The organism is Pseudomonas sp. 14P_8.1_Bac3 (genome assembly GCF_025466085.1).
GTDB lineage: Bacteria > Pseudomonadota > Gammaproteobacteria > Pseudomonadales > Pseudomonadaceae > Aquipseudomonas.
In genome coordinates this window covers 34039-52913 of the sequence record NZ_JANLOD010000050.1, presented here as the reverse complement: position 1 = coordinate 52913, position 18875 = coordinate 34039, and the positions used below count along the sequence as shown (strand labels likewise).

At 61.5% G+C, this 18875-nt stretch carries 15 protein-coding genes; 11 read left to right on the top strand and 4 right to left on the bottom strand.

Features of this window, described 5'->3' with window-relative positions; all coding sequences use genetic code 11:
• Window positions 1–127: 127 nt before the first annotated feature.
• Both NTD84_RS16240 and NTD84_RS16235 read left to right on the top strand, forming a co-directional pair.
• A complete protein-coding gene (locus NTD84_RS16240) occupies window positions 128–703 on the top strand; it encodes a PadR family transcriptional regulator (RefSeq protein WP_262167363.1) in 576 nt (191 codons plus the stop codon).
• Window positions 700–1485: a siderophore-interacting protein gene (locus tag NTD84_RS16235; protein WP_262167360.1), complete on the top strand. Its 786-nt coding sequence runs from the start codon at window positions 700–702 to the stop codon at window positions 1483–1485. Before NTD84_RS16240 ends, NTD84_RS16235 begins: the two co-directional genes overlap by 4 nt.
• Before the next feature lie 102 nt (window positions 1486–1587).
• On the opposite strand, the gene NTD84_RS16230 is transcribed toward NTD84_RS16235, so the two are convergent.
• Both NTD84_RS16230 and NTD84_RS16225 read right to left on the bottom strand, forming a co-directional pair.
• Complete coding sequence (locus NTD84_RS16230) at window positions 1588–2241, bottom strand: Pr6Pr family membrane protein (RefSeq protein WP_262167357.1); 654 nt, start codon at window positions 2239–2241, stop codon at window positions 1588–1590.
• Window positions 2242–2243: 2 nt separating this feature from the next.
• Window positions 2244–2474, bottom strand: coding sequence for a VF530 family protein (locus NTD84_RS16225; RefSeq protein WP_262167354.1), 231 nt, complete (start codon window positions 2472–2474; stop codon window positions 2244–2246).
• 403 nt (window positions 2475–2877) lie between these two features.
• Here NTD84_RS16225 and NTD84_RS16220 point away from each other — a divergent pair, with 403 nt between their 5' ends.
• The 8 genes from NTD84_RS16220 to cmoB all read left to right on the top strand — a co-directional run bounded on the left by NTD84_RS16220 (window position 2878) and on the right by cmoB (window position 13420).
• Entirely contained in the window at window positions 2878–4260 is a 1383-nt protein-coding gene (locus NTD84_RS16220) for a carbohydrate porin (RefSeq protein ID WP_262167351.1), read from the top strand.
• A 126-nt stretch (window positions 4261–4386) separates the two neighbouring features.
• Window positions 4387–6798, top strand: a complete 2412-nt coding sequence (locus NTD84_RS16215; protein ID WP_262167349.1) for a glucose/quinate/shikimate family membrane-bound PQQ-dependent dehydrogenase — start codon at window positions 4387–4389, stop codon at window positions 6796–6798.
• Between the two features lie 289 nt (window positions 6799–7087).
• A complete protein-coding gene (gene lon / locus NTD84_RS16210; protein ID WP_262167346.1) occupies window positions 7088–9505 on the top strand; it encodes an endopeptidase La in 2418 nt (805 codons plus the stop codon).
• Window positions 9506–9705: 200 nt separating this feature from the next.
• Window positions 9706–10098, top strand: a complete 393-nt coding sequence (locus NTD84_RS16205; RefSeq protein ID WP_262167343.1) for a protease inhibitor I42 family protein — start codon at window positions 9706–9708, stop codon at window positions 10096–10098.
• Between the two features lie 2 nt (window positions 10099–10100).
• Window positions 10101–10766 (top strand): lysoplasmalogenase, encoded by a 666-nt coding sequence (locus NTD84_RS16200; protein WP_262167340.1) that lies wholly within the window; start codon window positions 10101–10103, stop codon window positions 10764–10766.
• 70 nt (window positions 10767–10836) lie between these two features.
• The gene (locus NTD84_RS16195) at window positions 10837–11484 is read left to right on the top strand and encodes a hypothetical protein (protein WP_262167337.1); all 648 of its coding nucleotides are present in this window, start codon (window positions 10837–10839) and stop codon (window positions 11482–11484) included.
• A gap of 203 nt (window positions 11485–11687) precedes the next feature.
• Window positions 11688–12467 carry a carboxy-S-adenosyl-L-methionine synthase CmoA gene (cmoA, locus tag NTD84_RS16190; RefSeq protein ID WP_262167334.1) on the top strand — a complete coding sequence of 260 codons (780 nt, stop codon included), beginning with the start codon at window positions 11688–11690 and terminating at the stop codon, window positions 12465–12467.
• On the top strand, window positions 12464–13420 hold the full coding sequence (gene cmoB, locus NTD84_RS16185) for a tRNA 5-methoxyuridine(34)/uridine 5-oxyacetic acid(34) synthase CmoB (RefSeq protein WP_262167332.1): 957 nt from the start codon (window positions 12464–12466) through the stop codon (window positions 13418–13420). Before cmoA ends, cmoB begins: the two co-directional genes overlap by 4 nt.
• A gap of 127 nt (window positions 13421–13547) precedes the next feature.
• Here cmoB and tadA read toward each other — a convergent pair whose 3' ends face one another.
• Together tadA and NTD84_RS16175 are read right to left on the bottom strand one after the other, a co-directional pair.
• The gene (gene tadA / locus NTD84_RS16180) at window positions 13548–14045 is read right to left on the bottom strand and encodes a tRNA adenosine(34) deaminase TadA (RefSeq protein WP_262167329.1); all 498 of its coding nucleotides are present in this window, start codon (window positions 14043–14045) and stop codon (window positions 13548–13550) included.
• Entirely contained in the window at window positions 14045–15421 is a 1377-nt protein-coding gene (locus tag NTD84_RS16175; protein ID WP_262167327.1) for a multicopper oxidase family protein, read from the bottom strand. The genes tadA and NTD84_RS16175 overlap by 1 nt, the downstream gene beginning before the upstream one ends.
• Window positions 15422–15637: 216 nt before the next feature.
• Here NTD84_RS16175 and NTD84_RS16170 point away from each other — a divergent pair, with 216 nt between their 5' ends.
• Window positions 15638–18724 (top strand): membrane-targeted effector domain-containing toxin, encoded by a 3087-nt coding sequence (locus tag NTD84_RS16170; RefSeq protein WP_262167326.1) that lies wholly within the window; start codon window positions 15638–15640, stop codon window positions 18722–18724.
• Window positions 18725–18875 lie beyond the last annotated feature (151 nt).

Sequence of the window (18875 nt, the reverse complement as noted above, 5' to 3'; positions counted from 1 at the left end):
ATCGGATCAATCCCTTCGTTGTCTCAATCGAGGCCGGGCAACCGTGCCCGACCGTTCGTCGTGTGTACTTGCCTCTTTCTTAAGATATATCTTAAGTTGTATCTAAACACGACAGAGAGAAGGAACAATGAGAGACCATCATTCCCCGCACCGCGAACACGGCGACGGTCGCGACGGCTTCGAAAAACGTCCCGGCCGTGAACGCGGCGGTCGCGGCCCACGGGTGTTTGCTCCGGGTGACTTGAAATTGTTGTTGCTGGCGTTGATCGCCGAACAGCCCTGCCACGGCTACGACCTGATCCGCCAGATCGAAGGCATGTTCGACGGCGCCTACAGCCCCAGCCCCGGGGTGATCTACCCGACCCTGACGTTTCTGGAAGAAAGCGAAATGATCCTGGGCGACGCCGAAGGCGGAAAAAAACGCTACAGCGTGACCGACGCCGGACGTCTGTCTTTAAGCGAGCAAGCGATTGCCCTGGACGGCGTGCGCATGCGCATCGACGTCAGCAAGCGTTCGTTACGCGGGCATGACCGGCCGGCCGAGATCCACGAGGCTGTGCATAACCTGCGCCATGCGTTGCAACTGCATCACGGACGCTGGAGCCCCGAAGAAATCCTGCGGGTCGCCGCGCTGCTCAATGACACCGCCAAAGCCATCGTCGACGGCCCTGCCGTGGCGACCGCAACGGAGAAAACCGAATGACTGAAGTGCTCGAGCAAACCATTCACCGCGTCATGCACGAAATCAAACGCCGTCGCCTGGAGGTCCTGCGCGTGGTAGACCTGACGCCGCGCATGCGCCGCATCACCCTGGGCGGCCCGGAGCTGGCCGGTTTCGTCAGCCTCGGTAGCGACGACCACGTCAAGCTGCTGTTTCCGCAAAACGCCGCGGAACAGGCGGCGCTGGAAACGCTGGTGCTGGGTGCCGGCAAGGACAACGGCCCGATGCCGGCGATGCGCGACTACACACCACGCCGCTACGATTTGGACACGCTGGAACTGGACATCGACTTCGTGCTGCACGGCGATGGCCCCGCATCGACCTGGGCCGAGCAGGCCAAGCCAGGTCAATTTCTGCACATCGGAGGGCCACGGGGCTCGATGATCGTGCCGGACATCTTCGACAGCTATTTGCTGATCGGCGACGAAACTGCCCTGCCCGCCATCGCCCGACGCCTGGAGGGCCTGGCGGCGAATCGCCGGGCGTTGGTGGTCGTTGAAGTGGAGAACGGTGCCGAACAGCAGAAGCTGGACAGCCCGGCGCAGATCAATGTGATCTGGGTATTGCGCGAGGGTGGCAGGAACAACCTGCTGGCCACTGTGAAACAGCTGCAAGTGCCGAGCGGCAATCTGTATGCCTGGGTCGCCACCGAGAGCAAGGTCTCACGGCAGATTCGCCGGGTGCTGCTGGATGAGCATGGGTTGAATGAGCAGTTTGTGAAAGCCGCCGGCTATTGGAAGTTGGGTGATAGCGACGAGGAGTGACAACCTTCGGGCCTCTTCGCGAGCAAGCCCGCTCCCACATTGGATCTGTGTCCATCACAAATCCCTGTGGGAGCGGGCTTGCTCGCGAAAGCGTTTAGAGCATCACTGAAGTTTCGTCGATCTGCCGCGCCACCGATCAATCCCGATCACCAGCAAAGCAATCACAACAAACCCCGCCAACAACCCTCCCGCATTCACAAACACCTGTGGATAACCCAACTTATCCACATCAATGAACGGATAGGGATAAACCGCCAGCAAATGCCCGCGCAGCAGCGCATAAGCGAAGTACACGAGTGGGTAAACCAGCCACCGCGCCAGGTGCCGCAAACGCAAGGTGCCTTTGGGCACGGCCAGCCACCACCAAGCCAGAAACAGCAGAGGCATGACGTCGTGCATCAACTCATCGGCCAGCCACTGCCACCCTTCGGGGTGCCACAAATGGCGCAGCAAAATGTTGTACGCCAGGGCGACCACGGCGATGCTCACGGCGATCCCGCTGCTGACCCATGGCTGTAAAAACCAGCGGCGTGCGGCAGATTCGCGGGAGGTCAGTTCGCAGGTCAATACGGTCGCGACCAGGGTATTGGTCAACACGGTGAAGTAGCTGAAAAAACTCAGCAGCCCGCCCAGCAAACTGGCTGCCAGCGTCCAGCGTGAATAGAAAATCAGGTACAGCTGAATGCTCAGTCCCGCCCAGCCGAGGAAGGCGGCGACGGCCACGAAACCACGGCCCACGGCCGGCCGGAGGCGCATGTTCAGAGCGGCCGCTTGGTCCGCATCAATTTCACGTACAGGCGTTCGACTTTCTCCCGCGCCCACGGGGTTTTGCGCAGGAAGGTCAGGCTCGACTTGATGCTCGGGTCACTCTTGAAACACCGGATGTCGATGCGCTCGGCCAGCCCCGACCACTCGTAATGTTCAATCAGCGCATTAAGGATTTGCTCCAGCGTCACGCCGTGCAGCGGGTTGTTGTTCTGTTCGGTCATGCCGGGCCTTCGAGCGGTGATTGAGTGGGAAGCCGCGCACCTTAGCCGAGGGTGTGTTCCGGTGAAAGGGGCACTGTGTGCTATCAGTCAAATGTAGGCCAAACGGAGCGGATCATCTGCACACGATCCACCGTAGGAGCTGGCTTGCCTGCGATGAGGCCATCGAGCCTTGCATTGATTTTCAGACCGCCATCGCTGGCAAGCCAGCGCCTACAGGGAGAGGCGGCGGACGGGAGATCTACCCCCACACTGTTACCGAATTCGAAAGAATTCATGTCGGGAAAAGCGCTTTCTCTATTTGTAACAGAACATTATCCTTGCGCCCGACCCGCTGAAACGCTTCTGCAACCTGCTTTGCTCCTGCCTGCAGTTCATCCCCCAGAAAAGACCAAGAATTTTCCCCATGCCTTACTTTCAATCATTGCGAGACAGCGCTGTCTGCGCAGCCGTTTCCTCCCGAAACTCCCTGAACCTGATCGGCGGATTCACCGCACTCGGCCTCGCCACCTGCGTTCAGGCCGCACCGGCCTTCGACAGCGAATCACCGTGGATGCTCGGCGACTGGAACGGCACACGCAGCGAACTTTCGGAAAAGGGCTACGACTTCAAAGTCGATTACACCGGCGAAATGGGCAGCAATCTGCACGGCGGCTCTGACCATGACCGTACCGCTCGCTACAGCGATCAGTTCGGCCTCGGCACTCACCTCGACTTGCAGAAGATCCTCGGTTGGGACGGCGCGGAATTTCAGCTGACCGTCACCGAACGCAGCGGCAACAACATCAGCAATGACCGGATCAACGATCCGCGGGTGGGCGGCTTCACCTCCGCCCAGGAAGTCTGGGGTCGCGGGCAAACCTGGCGCCTGACGCAGATGTGGTATCAGCAGGCATTCTTCGACCGCAAGCTCGATATCAAGGTCGGCCGTTTTGGTGAAGGCGAAGACTTCAACAGCTTCCCCTGCGATTTCCAGAACCTGGCGTTCTGCGGTTCTCAGGTCGGCAACTGGGTGGGCGGCATCTGGTACAACTGGCCGGTCAGCCAGTGGGCGATGCGGGTCAAATATCACCTGACGCCGGAGCTGTACGCGCAAATCGGCGCGTACGAGCAGAACCCGTCGAACCTGGATCGCGGCAACGGTTTCAAACTCAGCGGCAGCGGCACCCAGGGCGCGGTCTTGCCGGTAGAGCTGGTCTGGGCGCCGAAGCTCGACGGCCTGCCGGGCGAATACCGCGCCGGCTATTACTACAGCAATGCCAATGCGACCGACGCCTACAAGGACCGCAACGGCCAACCGGCAGCCCTGAGCGGCGAGGCTTATCGCAGCGCGTCGAGCAAGCACGGTATGTGGCTGGGTGCGCAGCAACAACTGACCAGCCGCGCCAGCGACCACTCCCGCGGTTTGAGCGTGTTCGCCAACGGCACGATGCACGACAAGAAGACCAACGCCATCGACAACTACGTCCAGGCGGGCGTCGTCTACAAAGGCTTGTTCGATGCTCGCGCCAAAGACGACATCGGCTTCGCCATGGCCCGCGTCCACGTCAACCCGGCCTATCGCAAGAATGCCGAGGCGAGCAACCAGGCCCGTGCGGTCTACGACTTCGACGACCCGTCCTACCTGCCGCCGCAAGACACCGAGTACAGCGCCGAACTCTATTACGGCGTGCACGTCACGAACTGGCTGACCGTGCGCCCGAACCTGCAATACATCCGCCACCCCGGTGGCGTGGACCGGGTCGATGATGCGCTGATCGGCGGGATCAAGATCCAATCTTCCTTCTAATCAGCACCAGCTCCCACAAGGGCAGTGACAGCGGCCCTTTATCTTTAACTGAACCATGCCCGCGCCGGATCGTCATCTACAGTGAACTTGCGCGAAACAATTTGAAACGTCACGGAGAACCACACTATGAGCACTGATGGTGCTTTGAGTCGAAGCCGTCTATTGCCGACCCTGCTCGGCATTCTGCTTCTGCTAATGGGTCTGGCCTTGCTGGCCGGGGGGATCAAGCTGAGCATGCTCGGCGGCTCACTGTATTACCTGCTGGCCGGCATCGGCCTGGTGGTCACCGGCGTGCTGCTGATGCTGGCGCGCCGTGCTGCGCTGGGACTTTATGCACTGGTGCTGTTCGCCAGCACCGTCTGGGCATTGTGGGAAGTCGGCCTCGACTGGTGGCAACTGGTGCCGCGTCTGGCGCTGCTGTTTGCACTGGGCATCGTCATGCTGCTGCCCTGGTTCCGTCGTCCACTGCTGCGCGAAGGCGCCGCACCGAAGGGCACCGGCGCGCTGAGCGTGGCCGTGGTGCTGGCGGGCGTGGCGGCACTGGCAAGCCAGTTCACCAACCCCGGTGAAATCAAGGGCCAACTGGACCGCGACAGCGTGCCGGGGATGACCAACACGGCGCCGGCGATGCCTGACGGTGACTGGAATTCCTACGGCCGCAGCGCCCACGGTGACCGTTACTCGCCTCTGGCGCAGATCACCCCGCAGAACGTGAGCAAGCTGGTTCCGGCCTGGACCTATCGCACCGGCGACATCCCCGGCCCGAACGATCCGGGCGAAACCACCGCCGAAAACACCCCGCTGAAAGTCAACGGCATGCTCTACGTGTGCACGCCGCACAGCCAGGTGATCGCACTGGATCCGGACACCGGCAAGGAAATCTGGCGTTTCAATCCTAAGCTCTCGACGCAGAACGCGGCTAACTTCAAGGGTTGGGCGCACATGACCTGCCGTGGCGTGTCGTATCACGATGACGCCGTGTATGCCTCCGAGCAGAGCCCGACAGGCGCCGCCAGCCCCGCGCCGGCCGGCAGTGTCTGCCCGCGCCGGATCTTCCTGCCGACCGCCGACACCCGTCTGATCGCCCTCGACGCCGACACCGGCAAGATGTGCGAAGACTTCGGCAACAAAGGCCAGATCGACCTGAGCGCCAACATCGGTGGCTTCAATGCCGGCGGCTACTATTCCACCTCGCCGCCAGCCGTCACCAAAGACCTGGTTGTGATTGGCGGCCACGTCACCGACAACGTCTCCACCGACGAACCGAGCGGCGTGATCCGCGCGTTCGACGTGCACACCGGCAAACTGGTGTGGAACTGGGACAGCGGCAACCCGAACGACACCACGCCCATTGCTGAAGGCAAGGTCTATACCCGCAACTCGCCGAACATGTGGTCCATGTTCGCCGTCGATGAAAAACTCGGCATGCTCTACCTGCCGATGGGCAACCAGACCCCGGACCAGTTCGGTGGCGCACGTACCCCTGAGTCGGAACTGCACGCGGCGGGCCTGACCGCCCTCGACATCGCGACCGGCCAGGTGAAATGGCACTTCCAGTTCACCCACCATGACCTGTGGGACATGGACGTCGGTGGCCAGCCCACCCTGATGGACCTGAAAACCGCTGACGGCGTGAAGCCGGCGGTACTCGCATCCACCAAGCAGGGCAGCATCTACGTGCTGGACCGCAGCACCGGCAAAGCGATCGTGCCGATCAACGAAGTGCCGGTGCCACAAGGCGCTGTCGCCGGTGATCACACCTCGCCGACCCAACCGAAGTCCGACCTCAACCTGATGCCGCCACCGCTGCAAGAGCGCGACATGTGGGGCGTGACGCCGTTCGACCAACTGATCTGCCGGATCGACTTCAAATCCATGCGTTATGACGGCCCGTTCACCCCGCCGTCGCTGCAGGGTTCGATCGTTTATCCAGGCAATTTCGGCGTGTTCGACTGGGGGGGTATCTCGGTTGATCCGGTGCGTCAGATCGCTTTCGTGAACCCGAGCTACATGGCGTTCAAATCGAAACTGATCCCGGCCGCGGAAATCGCCGCCCAAGGCCCGCGCAAGAGCGAAACCGAAGGCGTGCAGCCGAACAAAGGCGCGCCGTACGGCGTAATCCTCGAAGCCTTGCTGTCGCCAATGGGCCTGCCGTGCCAAGCGCCAGCCTGGGGTTATGTGGCAGCGATCGACCTGACCACCGCCAAAGTCCTGTGGAAGCACAAGAACGGCACCGTGCGCGACAGCTCGCCGGTACCAATCCCGTTGACCATGGGCGTACCGAGCCTGGGCGGCACTTTCACCACCGCCGGTGGCGTCGGTTTCCTCAGCGGCACCCTCGACCAGTACTTGCGCGCCTATGATGTGAAAAATGGCAAGCAACTGTGGGAAGGCCGCCTGCCTGCCGGCGCGCAAACCACGCCGATGACTTACACCGGCAAGGACGGCAAGCAGTACGTGCTGGTCGTTGCCGGCGGTCACGGTTCGCTGGGCACCAAACAGGGTGACTATGTGATTGCTTACAAACTGTCCGAGTAAGGTTTAGCAACGATAAAACCAGGGCGACTCCCGCAAAGGAGTCGCCTTTTTTTGGCCGCCACCGAACAAGTGTGGGAGCGGGCTTGCTCGCGAATGCGGTGTGTCAGGCAACATCACCGATGAATATGGAATCGCTTTCGCGAGCAAGCCCGCTCCCACCGTTGAACCGCGTATGGCAGCCGTCGCGACCTGTCCAAACCCTGAACACGCCCCCCGAAATATCCCCTGCCATTGAAACCACCCTCAACCTGCCCCATCTAAGACCCATACCCCATTGCGCAGGTGCCCCATGAGCGACCAGCAAGCATTTCCTGAAGACCCGAGCGAATACGCCGACCCCGAGAACGCCGAACACCCTTCCACCGGCAGAGGCCTCGCCCTCCCTGGCCAGAACCTGCCGGACAAGGTCTACATCATCCCGATCCACAACCGCCCGTTCTTCCCGGCCCAGGTGCTGCCGGTCATCGTCAATGAAGAGCCCTGGGCGGAAACCCTGGACCTGGTGAGCAAATCCGATCATCACTCCCTGGCCCTGTTCTACATGGACACGCCCCAGGAAGACCCGCGTCATTTCGACACCTCGGCCCTGCCGCTCTACGGCACGCTGGTCAAGGTGCATCACGCCAGCCGCGAAAACGGCAAGCTGCAATTCGTCGCCCAGGGCCTGACCCGCGTGCGTATTCGCACCTGGCTCAAGCACCATCGCCCACCGTACCTGGTGGAAGTCGAATACCCGCACCAGCCGACCGAGCCGACCGACGAGGTCAAGGCCTACGGCATGGCGCTGATCAATGCGATCAAGGAACTGCTGCCCCTCAACCCGCTGTACAGCGAAGAGTTGAAGAACTACCTCAACCGCTTCAGCCCCAACGACCCGTCGCCGCTGACCGACTTCGCCGCCGCCCTCACCTCGGCGACTGGCAGCGAGCTGCAGGAAGTGCTCGACTGCGTACCGATGCTCAAGCGCATGGAAAAAGTCCTGCCGATGCTGCGCAAGGAAGTCGAAGTCGCGCGTCTGCAAAAAGAAATTTCCGCTGAAGTGAACCGCAAGATCGGCGAGCACCAGCGCGAGTTCTTCCTCAAGGAACAACTCAAGGTCATCCAGCAAGAACTCGGGTTGACCAAGGACGACCGCAGCGCCGACATCGAACAGTTCGAGCAGCGGCTGCAAGGCAAGGTCCTGTCGGCCCAGGCGCAAAAACGCATCGAAGAAGAAATGAACAAGCTGTCGATCCTCGAAACCGGATCGCCAGAATATGCGGTCACCCGCAACTACCTCGACTGGGCGACCTCGGTGCCGTGGGGCGTGTACGGCGAGGACAAACTCGACCTCAAGCATGCGCGCAAGGTGCTGGACAAACACCATGCCGGCCTCGATGACATCAAGGACCGCATCCTCGAATTCCTCGCGGTCGGTGCCTACAAAGGCGAGATCAGCGGCTCCATCGTGCTGTTGGTCGGTCCGCCGGGCGTGGGCAAGACCAGCGTCGGCAAGTCCATCGCCGAATCCCTCGGCCGGCCGTTCTATCGCTTCAGCCTCGGCGGCATGCGCGACGAGGCCGAGATCAAGGGGCACCGTCGTACTTATATCGGCGCGCAGCCGGGCAAACTGGTTCAAGCGTTGAAAGACGTCGAAGTGATGAACCCGGTGATCATGCTCGACGAAATCGACAAGATGGGCCAGAGCTATCAGGGCGATCCGGCCTCGGCGCTCCTGGAAACCCTCGATCCAGAGCAGAACGTCGAATTCCTCGACCACTACCTCGACCTGCGAATGGACCTGTCGAAAGTGCTGTTCATCTGCACCGCGAATACCCTGGACTCGATCCCCGGCCCATTGCTGGACCGGATGGAAATCATTCGCCTGTCGGGTTACATCACCGAAGAAAAAATCGCCATCGCCAAGCGCCACTTGTGGCCCAAGCAGCTGGAAAAGGCCGGCGTGTCCAAAGGCAGCCTGAGCATCAGCGACAGCGCCTTGAAAGCCTTGATCGACGGTTACGCCCGAGAAGCCGGCGTGCGTCAGTTGGAAAAACAACTGGGCAAACTGGTGCGCAAAGCCGTGGTGAAATTGATCGACGAGCCGAAAGCAGTGATCAAGCTCGGGCCGAAAGACCTCGAGTCGTCACTGGGGCATCCGGTGTTCCGCAACGAACAAGTGCTGTCCGGCACCGGCGTGATCACGGGCCTGGCCTGGACCAGCATGGGCGGCGCTACCTTGCCGATCGAAGCCACGCGCATTCACACGCTCAACCGCGGCTTCAAACTCACCGGGCAACTGGGCGACGTGATGAAAGAGTCGGCGGAAATCGCCTACAGCTACGTCAGCTCGAACCTGAAGTCGTTCGGCGGCGATCCGAAGTTCTTCGACGAGGCCTTCGTCCACCTGCACGTGCCGGAAGGCGCCACCCCGAAAGACGGCCCGAGCGCCGGCGTGACCATGGCCAGCGCCCTGCTCTCGCTGGCCCGCAACCAGCCGCCGAAAAAAGGCGTGGCCATGACCGGCGAACTGACGCTGACCGGGCACGTGTTGCCGATTGGCGGGGTGCGCGAGAAGGTGATCGCGGCGCGGCGGCAGAAAATTTTCGAGTTGATCCTGCCGGAGCCGAACCGTGGCAGCTTCGACGAGTTGCCGGATTATCTGAAAGAAGGCATCACCGTGCATTTCGCCAAGCGGTTTGCGGATGTGGCGAAGGTGTTGTTCTGACAGAGCGCTAACGCCTGTTCGATCGCTTTCGCGAGCAAGCCCGCTTCCACATTGGATCTGTGTCAATCACAAACCCCCTGTGGGAGCGAGCCTGCTCGCGATGGCGTCAGCCCTGACACCGCCAGTTTCCGCCGCTGTCACAATTTGTCTCATCTCGGTTATGCTCGCCGTTCGTCGTGAATGCCGGAGCCACTGACCTTATGTCCCCCACCCGCCTGTTTGTCCCCCTCGCCCTCTCCTTGCTGGCCGCCTGCGCCACGCAACCGAAACAGAACGTGACCGTGGAAAAACAAAGCGAGTGCCCGTTGAAGATGGCCAGTGGGCAAAATCTGATCCTGAGCCTTCCGAGCAACCCGACCACGGGCTACCGCTGGGCGATCCAGGATTCCGCCGGTGGCGTGTTGCGCGCGCTGGGCCCGGAGGTCTATCGAAACCCTGAAGACGCCGGCGTCGTCGGTGCAGCCGGTGTGTCGACCTGGCGCTTCCAGGCGTTCGCCGCCGGTTCCGGACGCTTGCGCCTGACCTCGCAACAGCCTTGGGCGCCGGAAGTGCCGGCGGTGGAAACCTTCGACTGCGCGATCTCGGTCAACTGATCATGGGCTGGCTGATCCTGGCGCTGATGGGCGCGGTGACCTTTATCTACGGGCTGAGCGTGCACGCCGCGCTGCTCTGCCTGCTGGTCAAACCGCTGCCGGTGCTGGCCTTGCTGGGATGGCTGCACGATGCGCCGCCCAGCGAATACCGGCGCTGGATCAGCCTGGGCCTGATTTTTTCCCTGCTCGGCGATGTGCTGCTGGCGTGGCCGGGGGATCTGTTCGTGTTCGGCCTCGGGGCATTTCTGGTTGCGCACCTGGCTTATTTGAAAGCCTATCTGAGCGATTGCCGGCGCCTGGCGCTGCTGCCGCTGATCATCGCCCTGGCGGTGGGCGCGGTGCTGTTGGGGATTCTGATCTCCAATGGTTTGGGCCCGCTGCTGATTCCGGTCATCGTGTACGGCCTGGCCATCACGGCAATGCTCTGGAGAGCCCTGGCCCGCCTCGGCACCGACGTACCCAAACGCTCGGCGCTGCTCGCCGCTGCCGGTGCCGTGGCGTTCGTGTTTTCGGACAGCGTGATTGGCATCAACCGCTTCGTTGCGCCGTTTTATGCAGCGCCATACGTGATCATTCTCAGCTACTGGTTGGGGCAATGGGGAATAACCGCCTCGACTTTCAGCCAGTCCTCCACCCGATGGATTCCCGACACCACTCGTCAGGACTAGTATTTCTGACAGGTCCGATTGCCCGAGCCAGTTGATAGCGTTAAAGCTCCAAAAAAAGGAGCTGACTATCATGAAACCACGTATTCGCCGATTAGACGGCGTCGTCATCGACGGCCCGGAGGAATCGACTACCGCCAAAACCAGCCTTGCCGATATTCCTGCACCGGTCATCACTTCGCCTAAAGCGGGGGACGTTCTTTTTGCCGGGACGATCCCCTTCACGGGGACGGGCGTAGTGGGCCTGGAAACTCTGATCAGCCACCATGAAGAACAGGATGTGTGGCGTAGCATGGGTTTTACCAATGCGTCGGGAATGTGGAGCGGGAGTTTGCCGTTTAATCTGAACAGCTCACTCACTGTCCGAGTGCGGCACCTGGACAACAAGGAGTGGGGCGCCATTTCCGAGCCCGTCACTTACAGGATCGTGCTCCCCCCGCCCGTCCGCGAGTCTCCCCCCGACGGTAGTGCCATTCACCTTGGGCATTTGATCAAAGGCACCGCCGAGTGGGGTGCTGAAGTTCAGATCGAAGTCTTCAACAAACGCACGCCGACGATCGTTCACAGAGCAACCACCGCTATAGACGGGCCCTACGGATTTCAGGTCCGCCCTGATTTCCCGCTCACTGACAATGGCGAAGTACACGTGTTGAGGATACGGCAGGAACGAAATGGCCTGTATTCAGACTGGACCACCTCCGAACATATTTTCATTCTCTGAGCGCATCATCACCCAATGGCTCGCGAGGGACGGCGATAGGCCATAGACCGCTGACCCTTCAAGCAGGCCGCTTCCACAGAGATCACGTTCCACCTGTGGGAGCGAGCCTGCTCGCGAAAGCGATCTCACTCAACACACAATCGTCACAGCCAGCCCCACGGTTTATCAGACAACCCGCGCATCCCCGCGCCAAGTTGGCTAAAATGCCGGCCTTTTCCACCTACGCCGCTGGAACCGCCGTGAGCAAAGAACCCGATCGCCTTTTCGCCCAGCCTTTGGCCCAGGTGCCCGACTTCGCCTTCAACGAGGACGTGGTGCGGGTGTTCCCGGACATGATCAAGCGCTCGGTGCCGGGTTATCCAACCATCGTGGAAAACCTTGGCGTGCTCGCCGCGCAATTCGCCCAGCCCCACAGCGTGCTCTATGACCTGGGCTCGTCCCTCGGCGCGGTGACCCAGGCGTTGCGTCGACATGTGCGCACCGACGGCTGCCGCGTCATTGCTGTGGATAACTCAGCGGCGATGGTTGAACGCTGCCGCGAATACCTCAACGGCCAGGACTCGATGTTCCAGGAGTTGCTGCCGGTCGACGTGATCGAAGGCGACATCCTCGCCCTCGAGTTCCAGCCGGCCTCGGTGGTGGCGCTGAACTTCACCCTGCAATTCATCGCCCCGGACCAGCGCACCGCGTTGCTCGCGCGCATCCGTCAGTCGCTGCTGCCCGGCGGCGCGCTGATCCTCTCGGAAAAGCTGCGTTTCAATGATCCCGAAGAACACGCGCTGCTCACCGACCTGCACGTGGCCTTCAAACGCGCCAACGGCTACAGCGAGCTGGAAATCGCCCAGAAGCGCAGCGCCATCGAAAACGTCATGAAGCCCGACAGCCTCGAAGAACACCGCGAGCGCCTGCTGGCCGCCGGGTTCTCGAAAGTCGTGCCGTGGTTCCAGTGTCTTAACTTTGCCTCGTTGATTGCCTTGCCATGATTGATCTGTCTCCCCTCGCCCGCCGCCTGGCCGGGACGCCGCTGGCCGAATGGGCCAACACCCTGCAAGCACAACTCGACAAGAAAATGGAGAAGGGCCACGGCGACCTCGAGCGTTGGCAAAGTGCGCTGGACGCCTTGCCGAAGATCCAGCCGAGCGAAGTCGATCTGCTCAATGGCCTGACGCTGGACACCGACTGCGATGACGCCACCCGCGCGCAGATGCGTACCGCATTGATGGGGTTGTCACCGTGGCGCAAGGGCCCGTTTGACCTGTTTGGCGTGCATGTCGACACCGAATGGCGCTCCGACTGGAAGTGGTCGCGGGTCGCCCCGCATCTGGACCTGAAGGGCAAACGCATCCTCGATGTCGGCTGCGGCAACGGCTACTACATGTGGCGCATGCTCGGCGCCGGTGCCGACAGCGTGATCGGCGTCGATCCGAACTGGCTGTTCTTCTGTCAGTTCCAGGCGGTGCAGCGGTATCTGTCCGAACCGAACGCCTGGCACCTGCCGTTTCCGTTCGAGGACCTGCCGCCGAACCTGGAAGGCTTCGACACGGTGTTTTCGATGGGCGTGTTTTATCACCGTCGTTCGCCGATCGAGCATTTGCTGGCGCTGAAGGATTGCCTGGTCAAGGGCGGTGAACTGGTGCTGGAAACGCTGGTGATTGAGGGCGATCAGCAACAGGTGCTGGTGCCGGAAGACCGTTATGCGCAGATGCGCAACGTGTGGTTCCTGCCGTCGGTGCCGGCGCTGGAGTTGTGGTTGCGGCGTGCGGGATTCAGCGACGTGAAATGCGTGGATGTGAGCGTGACCACGGTCGAGGAACAGCGCGGCACGGAGTGGATGAAGTACCAGTCGCTCAGTGACTTTCTTGATCCGGACGACCACAGCAAGACGATCGAAGGCTTGCCTGCACCGATGCGGGCGGTAATCGTGGCCCGCAAGTAATCCCGGCCACCACATAATCCTGTGGGAGCGGGCTTGCTCGCGAAAGCGGTGGAGCAGGCAATATCAATGCTGACTGACCCTCCGCATTCGCGAGCAAGCCCGCTCCCACCGGGTTCAATGTCGTATTTCAGATTGCGGGTTTCGCCCGGCGCGCCTTGAAGAACTCGCTCAAAACAGTCCCGCACTCTTCAGCCAACACCCCACCTTCAAACAGCACCCGGTGATTCAAGAAGCCCTGGGTAAAGAACTGCCCCTGGCTCTGCACAATCCCGGCTTTCGGCTCCAGCGCGCCATACACCACCCGCGCAATCCGCGAGTGCACGATCAGCCCGGCGCACATGCTGCACGGCTCCAGCGTCACGTAGAGCGTGCTGCCCGGCAGGCGATAATTGCTGGCGGCCGTGGCGGCGGCGCGGATCGCGACCATCTCCGCGTGGGCACTCGGGTCGTTGCCGCTGATCGGGCAATTGAAGCCGCGGCCGATGATTTCACCGTCCTGCACCAGCACCGCGCCCACCGGCACTTCACCCAGCGCCGCGCCTTGTGCCGCGAGCGCCAGGGCTTCATGCATGAAGTCACGGTCACGGCTGCGATCGATGATCGCCGCAGGACGAATCTGCCGCATCACGCCACCTCGATGGCGGCCATCAGGCCGGTTTCCATGTGGTCGATCACATGGCAATGGAACATCCACACGCCCGGATTATCCGCCACGAGCGCGACTTGCGCCCGCTCGTTCTTGCCCAGCAGGTAGGTGTCGGTGAAGTACGGAATCACCTTGTGCCGGTTCGAGGCGATCACCTTGAAGCTCATGCCGTGCAAGTGAATCGGGTGCTGATACTGAGTCATGTTTTTCAATTCGAAAATGTAGCTCTTGCCCTTTTCGAGCCTGGCGATCGGGCGGTCGGCGCAGGTCTTGTCGGTGATGTCCCAGGCTTTGCCGTTGATTTGCCACAGGCTTGGCGGCTTGCCGTTGTCGACATTCACCGACACCGAGCCGACCCATTCGAAATTGAAGTTGAGTTTCTCGGCATTGGCCAGGTCCGGCTCGGCCACCGGATTGGCGGGCAGCGCCGGCGGCCATGCGGTCGGCGCGTCGCTGTTGGCCACTGAACGGAAGGTGCCCAGGCGCACCGGGCCATTGCGCAACGATAATTCTTCACCGGCCGGCGGTGCCTTGATCGCCAGGCAGATCCGCATGCCCGGCCCGAGCCAGTACTCCTTGCCCAAGGGGCGCGGTTCGATGGGGTTGCCGTCCAGCGCGTAGATCTGCGCTTCGACGTCCGGAATGTTCAGGCGATACGTCAGCGTGTTGTCGAGGTTGAGCACGCGCACCCGGCTGATCTGCCCGGCGGGCAAATCGATCACCGCTTGCGCGACACCATTGATCGTCGCCAGACGCCCCGCGGTGCCGCCACGCGCGGCTTCGCGAGGAATGCTGAACGGCAGAAACGCGCCCTGCTCGTCGACATGCCAGCTCTTCAGGCTCAGGGTTTGCTCGTACTTGAAACCGGTGGCCTCGCGCTCTTCGACGATCAACGGCCCGACGAGGCCGCGACCGAGTTCCTCGCTGCTGTTCACATGCGGGTGATACCAGTAGCTGCCGGCATCCGGCACACGGAATTTGTAATCGAAGTATTCCCCCGGCAGCACCGGCAGCTGCGAGACGTACGGCACGCCGTCCATTTCCAGCGGCAGGCGGATGCCGTGCCAGTGGATGGTCGTGGCAACCGGCAGGTGATTGATGAAGCGCACCCGCAGCCATTCGCCCTGGCGGACGCGCAACTCGGTGCCCGGCGCCGAAGGGCCGAACGCCCAGGCTTCAGTCTTGTGCCCGGCGACCAGCTCGACGTCCAGCGGTGCGGCGATCAGCTCGTAGTCGTGGCCCGCGTCGCCATCGGCCATCCTGCCCAGCCAGTAACGCGACGCGCCACCGGCCCCCGCGCCAACTACCACAAGACCGGCCAGACCACCGAGTATTTGTCGACGGGTAAAGGACATGAACTCAACCACCTCACGTATCAGCGCCGACCCACGGGCCCGCAAAAGGCGAATACGATACACCTGCGCTTGCGAAACAGTAAGGGTGGCGTGGCGGATGGTCACAGCCGGATCGGCCTCTACACGGTAGGGGAACGGAAGTGGCGCTATCTATGTAGTGCACCTGCCTTGAGCGCATGGGCGATGCTCGACGCCCATTTCTCAAGGAGAGAACACATGAATTCAGTTGAACCCCGTCCTCTGCCCAACGCCGCGGACATGGCCGCCCTCAAGGTCCTCGCCGCCCACGTCATCCTGGCCTGCCCGAGTCTGCATGACACCGCACATGAAGTGGCCGCCGAGTTGCTGGTCAAGCATGGGCTCGAACATCTCGACCCCGACCAGGTTTATTTCCACCGGTTCAAGGCGGCGCAAAGCAGTTCGACGTCGTTCACCGGCTGGCAGCACAGCCTCGAAAAACCCTATGAATCCCTGACCCTGACGCAACTGGTCATTCATCGCTTCCGCGCCACCGATCAGGACAACGCCGACCTGCTGGACCTCTATGCCGGGTTCTACACGGCAGGTCCGGAAGCCGAGAATTTCAACGAAACCAATGAAGTCCACCTGCACGGTAACGAGGTACTGAAGGCGTTCTGGGACCTCAACTTCAGCGACATTTATCGCAACAAATTACGCACGTTCTGGAACGACTATGCCGGCGACTTTCGCACCCTGGCCAAGTGCAATTTCCTCAGCCATGCCGTGGAGGCACGGGACAGCGGCCAACTGTCGGACGATGATTTTCAAACCGCGATCAAGGCAGTCATCGGACCGCTGACCTGGCCGGTCAGGCTGAACATGTTGCAAACCGAGACTGCGCCTGGCGAGGGCCTGCACGTCGCCGCGCTGGATGTTGCCGGCCATGTCGCCACTAACCTGCTGCGCATCGTTGATGCCAAGGGCCGGCAGATCGTTTACGTGCCGGGCGAAACCCAGGCCTTCGAAGTGTTTGAAACGCCGTCGGAGCTGCACTGGTGGGTCCTCAATCAAATGAACAAGGAAGCGCCCAGGCGCGCCTTCCTCAATCATTTCTCGCTGGCTGACCGTCAGGCCATCAGCGAGGACATCACTGACCTGCTGAATCGCCTGGTGAGCACCTGGGGCCATGCCGACCATCATCTGATCAATCAGACCGATCAAACCATCACCGCCGATGCCTTCAGCTGGCTGCGCGACTCGACCCGCCAGGCGATGTTCGCCGAAGCGGATTTATCCCTGACCTCCAACGGCGATCTGCGGAAAAAATTATGGATCGGTTACCTGAGCGCCGGCCTGAAGCTGTTTGGTCCGATGGCTGCCGTCGGCTGGCCAGTGGCGTTACCCGTGATCGGCGCCAGCCTGGCCAGCATGGGGCTGAACATCGATCAGGCGGTGAACGGCAAGACAGCCTCCGAACGCAAGGACGGGGTCATCGGTGCGGTCCTCAGTGCCATCGATGTACTGTTCAACCTGCCGTTCCTGAAAGGGGTCGGGTCGGAAGCGGAAGTGGGTGCCGAGGTCGACGCTGCTGAAGCCGCCGAATGGGATGAATACAGATCCGCATTGGATGAATCTGCTCCGCCAGAACAACAGACTCCCGTTAATGAGCAGACCGAGGGCGCGTTGCCGCCCGCGGAGGAAATATCCGCCCTGCCCGCTGAAGCGGCCAAACCGTCCGACATACCGCAAGCGTTTGAAACCAACGAGCTGCTCGACGGCAAAACGCCGATCAGTGAATCGGGGAAATTCCAGGGCATCTACGCGCTTGATTCCGATCCGCCTTACGCGATTTTGATGAACGACACCGCTTACTACGTGCGCTACTTCCCCGACTCCCAGGGCGGTGGTTATTGGGCCATCATCGATCCGGCCAGGCCCAACCAGTTCATCCACTCGTTGCCCGTTCGCCTGAATGCCGAAGGTGTATGGGAGCGCATGCCGAAACTGCGTTTGCCGGCCGGCGGGCAATGCCTGGGCAAAACCTGTGAAGTCGAACTGGAAATGACCGAACTACCCGATGCCACCCAGCCTGTGGCAGACACCCCCGAAACGCCGCAGCCCTCGACATCAAGGACTGCACGCCTGGTCAAAACGCCCTACGACGTTGCCCCGCACGCAAGGGCCAGTCTCCGACAATGGGCGCTGGGCATTCGCGAGACTCACGTTCAAGTGCAGATGGGTCCCGGCGGGGCGCTGGTCATTCCGGATCGCTATGCAGTGAATTTCGCCGATAAAGCGGCAACGCTGCTCTCGTCGGCCAGGCGCTTCTATCAGAACCTGCCGTGGGAAAACCTGCCGCCACGCCCGCCCATCCCGACGGTAGACAGTACAACGACCTTCCGTGAGCTGTTCGAGCGCGCACTCAGCGAGGCACCGGGGCTGGTCATCGGTGAAACCCTGGACCGGATCACCAGCATGCGCCTGGTGATCGAAGACATGCCAACGCTGGCCAGCCAGGGCGTAAAAACCCTTTACATGCGTCGTCTGCTCGCCGACTTCGCTCAAACGGAGCTCAACAACTATTTCAATACCGGCGTCATGTCCAACGACCTGGAAGCGTACCTGACCCGGCTCGGCACCGACCCTGCCGGCCAATTCAATGAGCTGGAACTGGTCAAGACCGCCAGGGCACACGGCGTTCGTGTCCAGGCCATCGACTGCGCAGCCAACTATCGAAAACCGATCGCGCAGACGGCGGTGGATGAGCAGATGATCGCCAGCCACCTGGCCCACGAAATCATGTTCTCGGACAAACTGCTGAACGACTCCGGGAAATGGGTAGTGTTGACCGGCGTGGAAAATACCAACACGTTTCGCGGGCTCGCGGGGCTGAGTGAGCTGGAAGGGGGAATCGGCTTGCGGATCGAAGAAGTCTATCCGGGTCAGGGGCAACGGATTGATCTGGACCCTGGCACTGAGATAGAACGCGGCCCCTTTTTCCATAGCCCTGTTTCGCGTGGAAACGTCGACCCCTTCCACGCCGACCTGCGCTTGCAAATGGAAGCGCCTGCGGTGAGCTGGACGGAAGGGCAAACCAGGCGCCTGCTGTTTCGTCAGGGAATGTTTCTGTTCGAGAAGACCGAGGGTGCGTACACCCTGGTCCACCGGAGCAGCAACGGCTCCGTTGTCCGCACCGCCGTGGAAGCCATGGCAGATGGCAACTACCGCATCATTCGTCCGTCATGGCCCACCATCAGCGGCGTGACTTTCGCCAGCGTGGAAGCGCTGTCAAAGGCGCTGAAGTCGATAGGGCTGAGTCTGCAAAGCCGGGTGCCGGCATGATCAGTCACTAGCACCCTCAACGACCCGCCGGGCCGCGCTCGGCCCGCGCGGGTTCATGCTTCGTGCGCGTGCAGCGCCGTTTTCCCATGCACCCCATCACTCGATACGACACCACGTCGACCTGCCGTCTGACAGACCCGTCAGCGTCCGC

Coding starts and splice junctions, on each gene's coding strand:
- NTD84_RS16240 (WP_262167363.1), top strand. CDS start 128: ATGAGAGACCATCATTCCCCGCACCGCGAACACGGCGACGGTCGCGAC.
- NTD84_RS16235 (WP_262167360.1), top strand. CDS start 700: ATGACTGAAGTGCTCGAGCAAACCATTCACCGCGTCATGCACGAAATC.
- NTD84_RS16230 (WP_262167357.1), bottom strand. CDS start 2,241: ATGCGCCTCCGGCCGGCCGTGGGCCGTGGTTTCGTGGCCGTCGCCGCC.
- NTD84_RS16225 (WP_262167354.1), bottom strand. CDS start 2,474: ATGACCGAACAGAACAACAACCCGCTGCACGGCGTGACGCTGGAGCAA.
- NTD84_RS16220 (WP_262167351.1), top strand. CDS start 2,878: ATGCCTTACTTTCAATCATTGCGAGACAGCGCTGTCTGCGCAGCCGTT.
- NTD84_RS16215 (WP_262167349.1), top strand. CDS start 4,387: ATGAGCACTGATGGTGCTTTGAGTCGAAGCCGTCTATTGCCGACCCTG.
- lon (WP_262167346.1), top strand. CDS start 7,088: ATGAGCGACCAGCAAGCATTTCCTGAAGACCCGAGCGAATACGCCGAC.
- NTD84_RS16205 (WP_262167343.1), top strand. CDS start 9,706: ATGTCCCCCACCCGCCTGTTTGTCCCCCTCGCCCTCTCCTTGCTGGCC.
- NTD84_RS16200 (WP_262167340.1), top strand. CDS start 10,101: ATGGGCTGGCTGATCCTGGCGCTGATGGGCGCGGTGACCTTTATCTAC.
- NTD84_RS16195 (WP_262167337.1), top strand. CDS start 10,837: ATGAAACCACGTATTCGCCGATTAGACGGCGTCGTCATCGACGGCCCG.
- cmoA (WP_262167334.1), top strand. CDS start 11,688: ATGCCGGCCTTTTCCACCTACGCCGCTGGAACCGCCGTGAGCAAAGAA.
- cmoB (WP_262167332.1), top strand. CDS start 12,464: ATGATTGATCTGTCTCCCCTCGCCCGCCGCCTGGCCGGGACGCCGCTG.
- tadA (WP_262167329.1), bottom strand. CDS start 14,045: ATGCGGCAGATTCGTCCTGCGGCGATCATCGATCGCAGCCGTGACCGT.
- NTD84_RS16175 (WP_262167327.1), bottom strand. CDS start 15,421: ATGTCCTTTACCCGTCGACAAATACTCGGTGGTCTGGCCGGTCTTGTG.
- NTD84_RS16170 (WP_262167326.1), top strand. CDS start 15,638: ATGAATTCAGTTGAACCCCGTCCTCTGCCCAACGCCGCGGACATGGCC.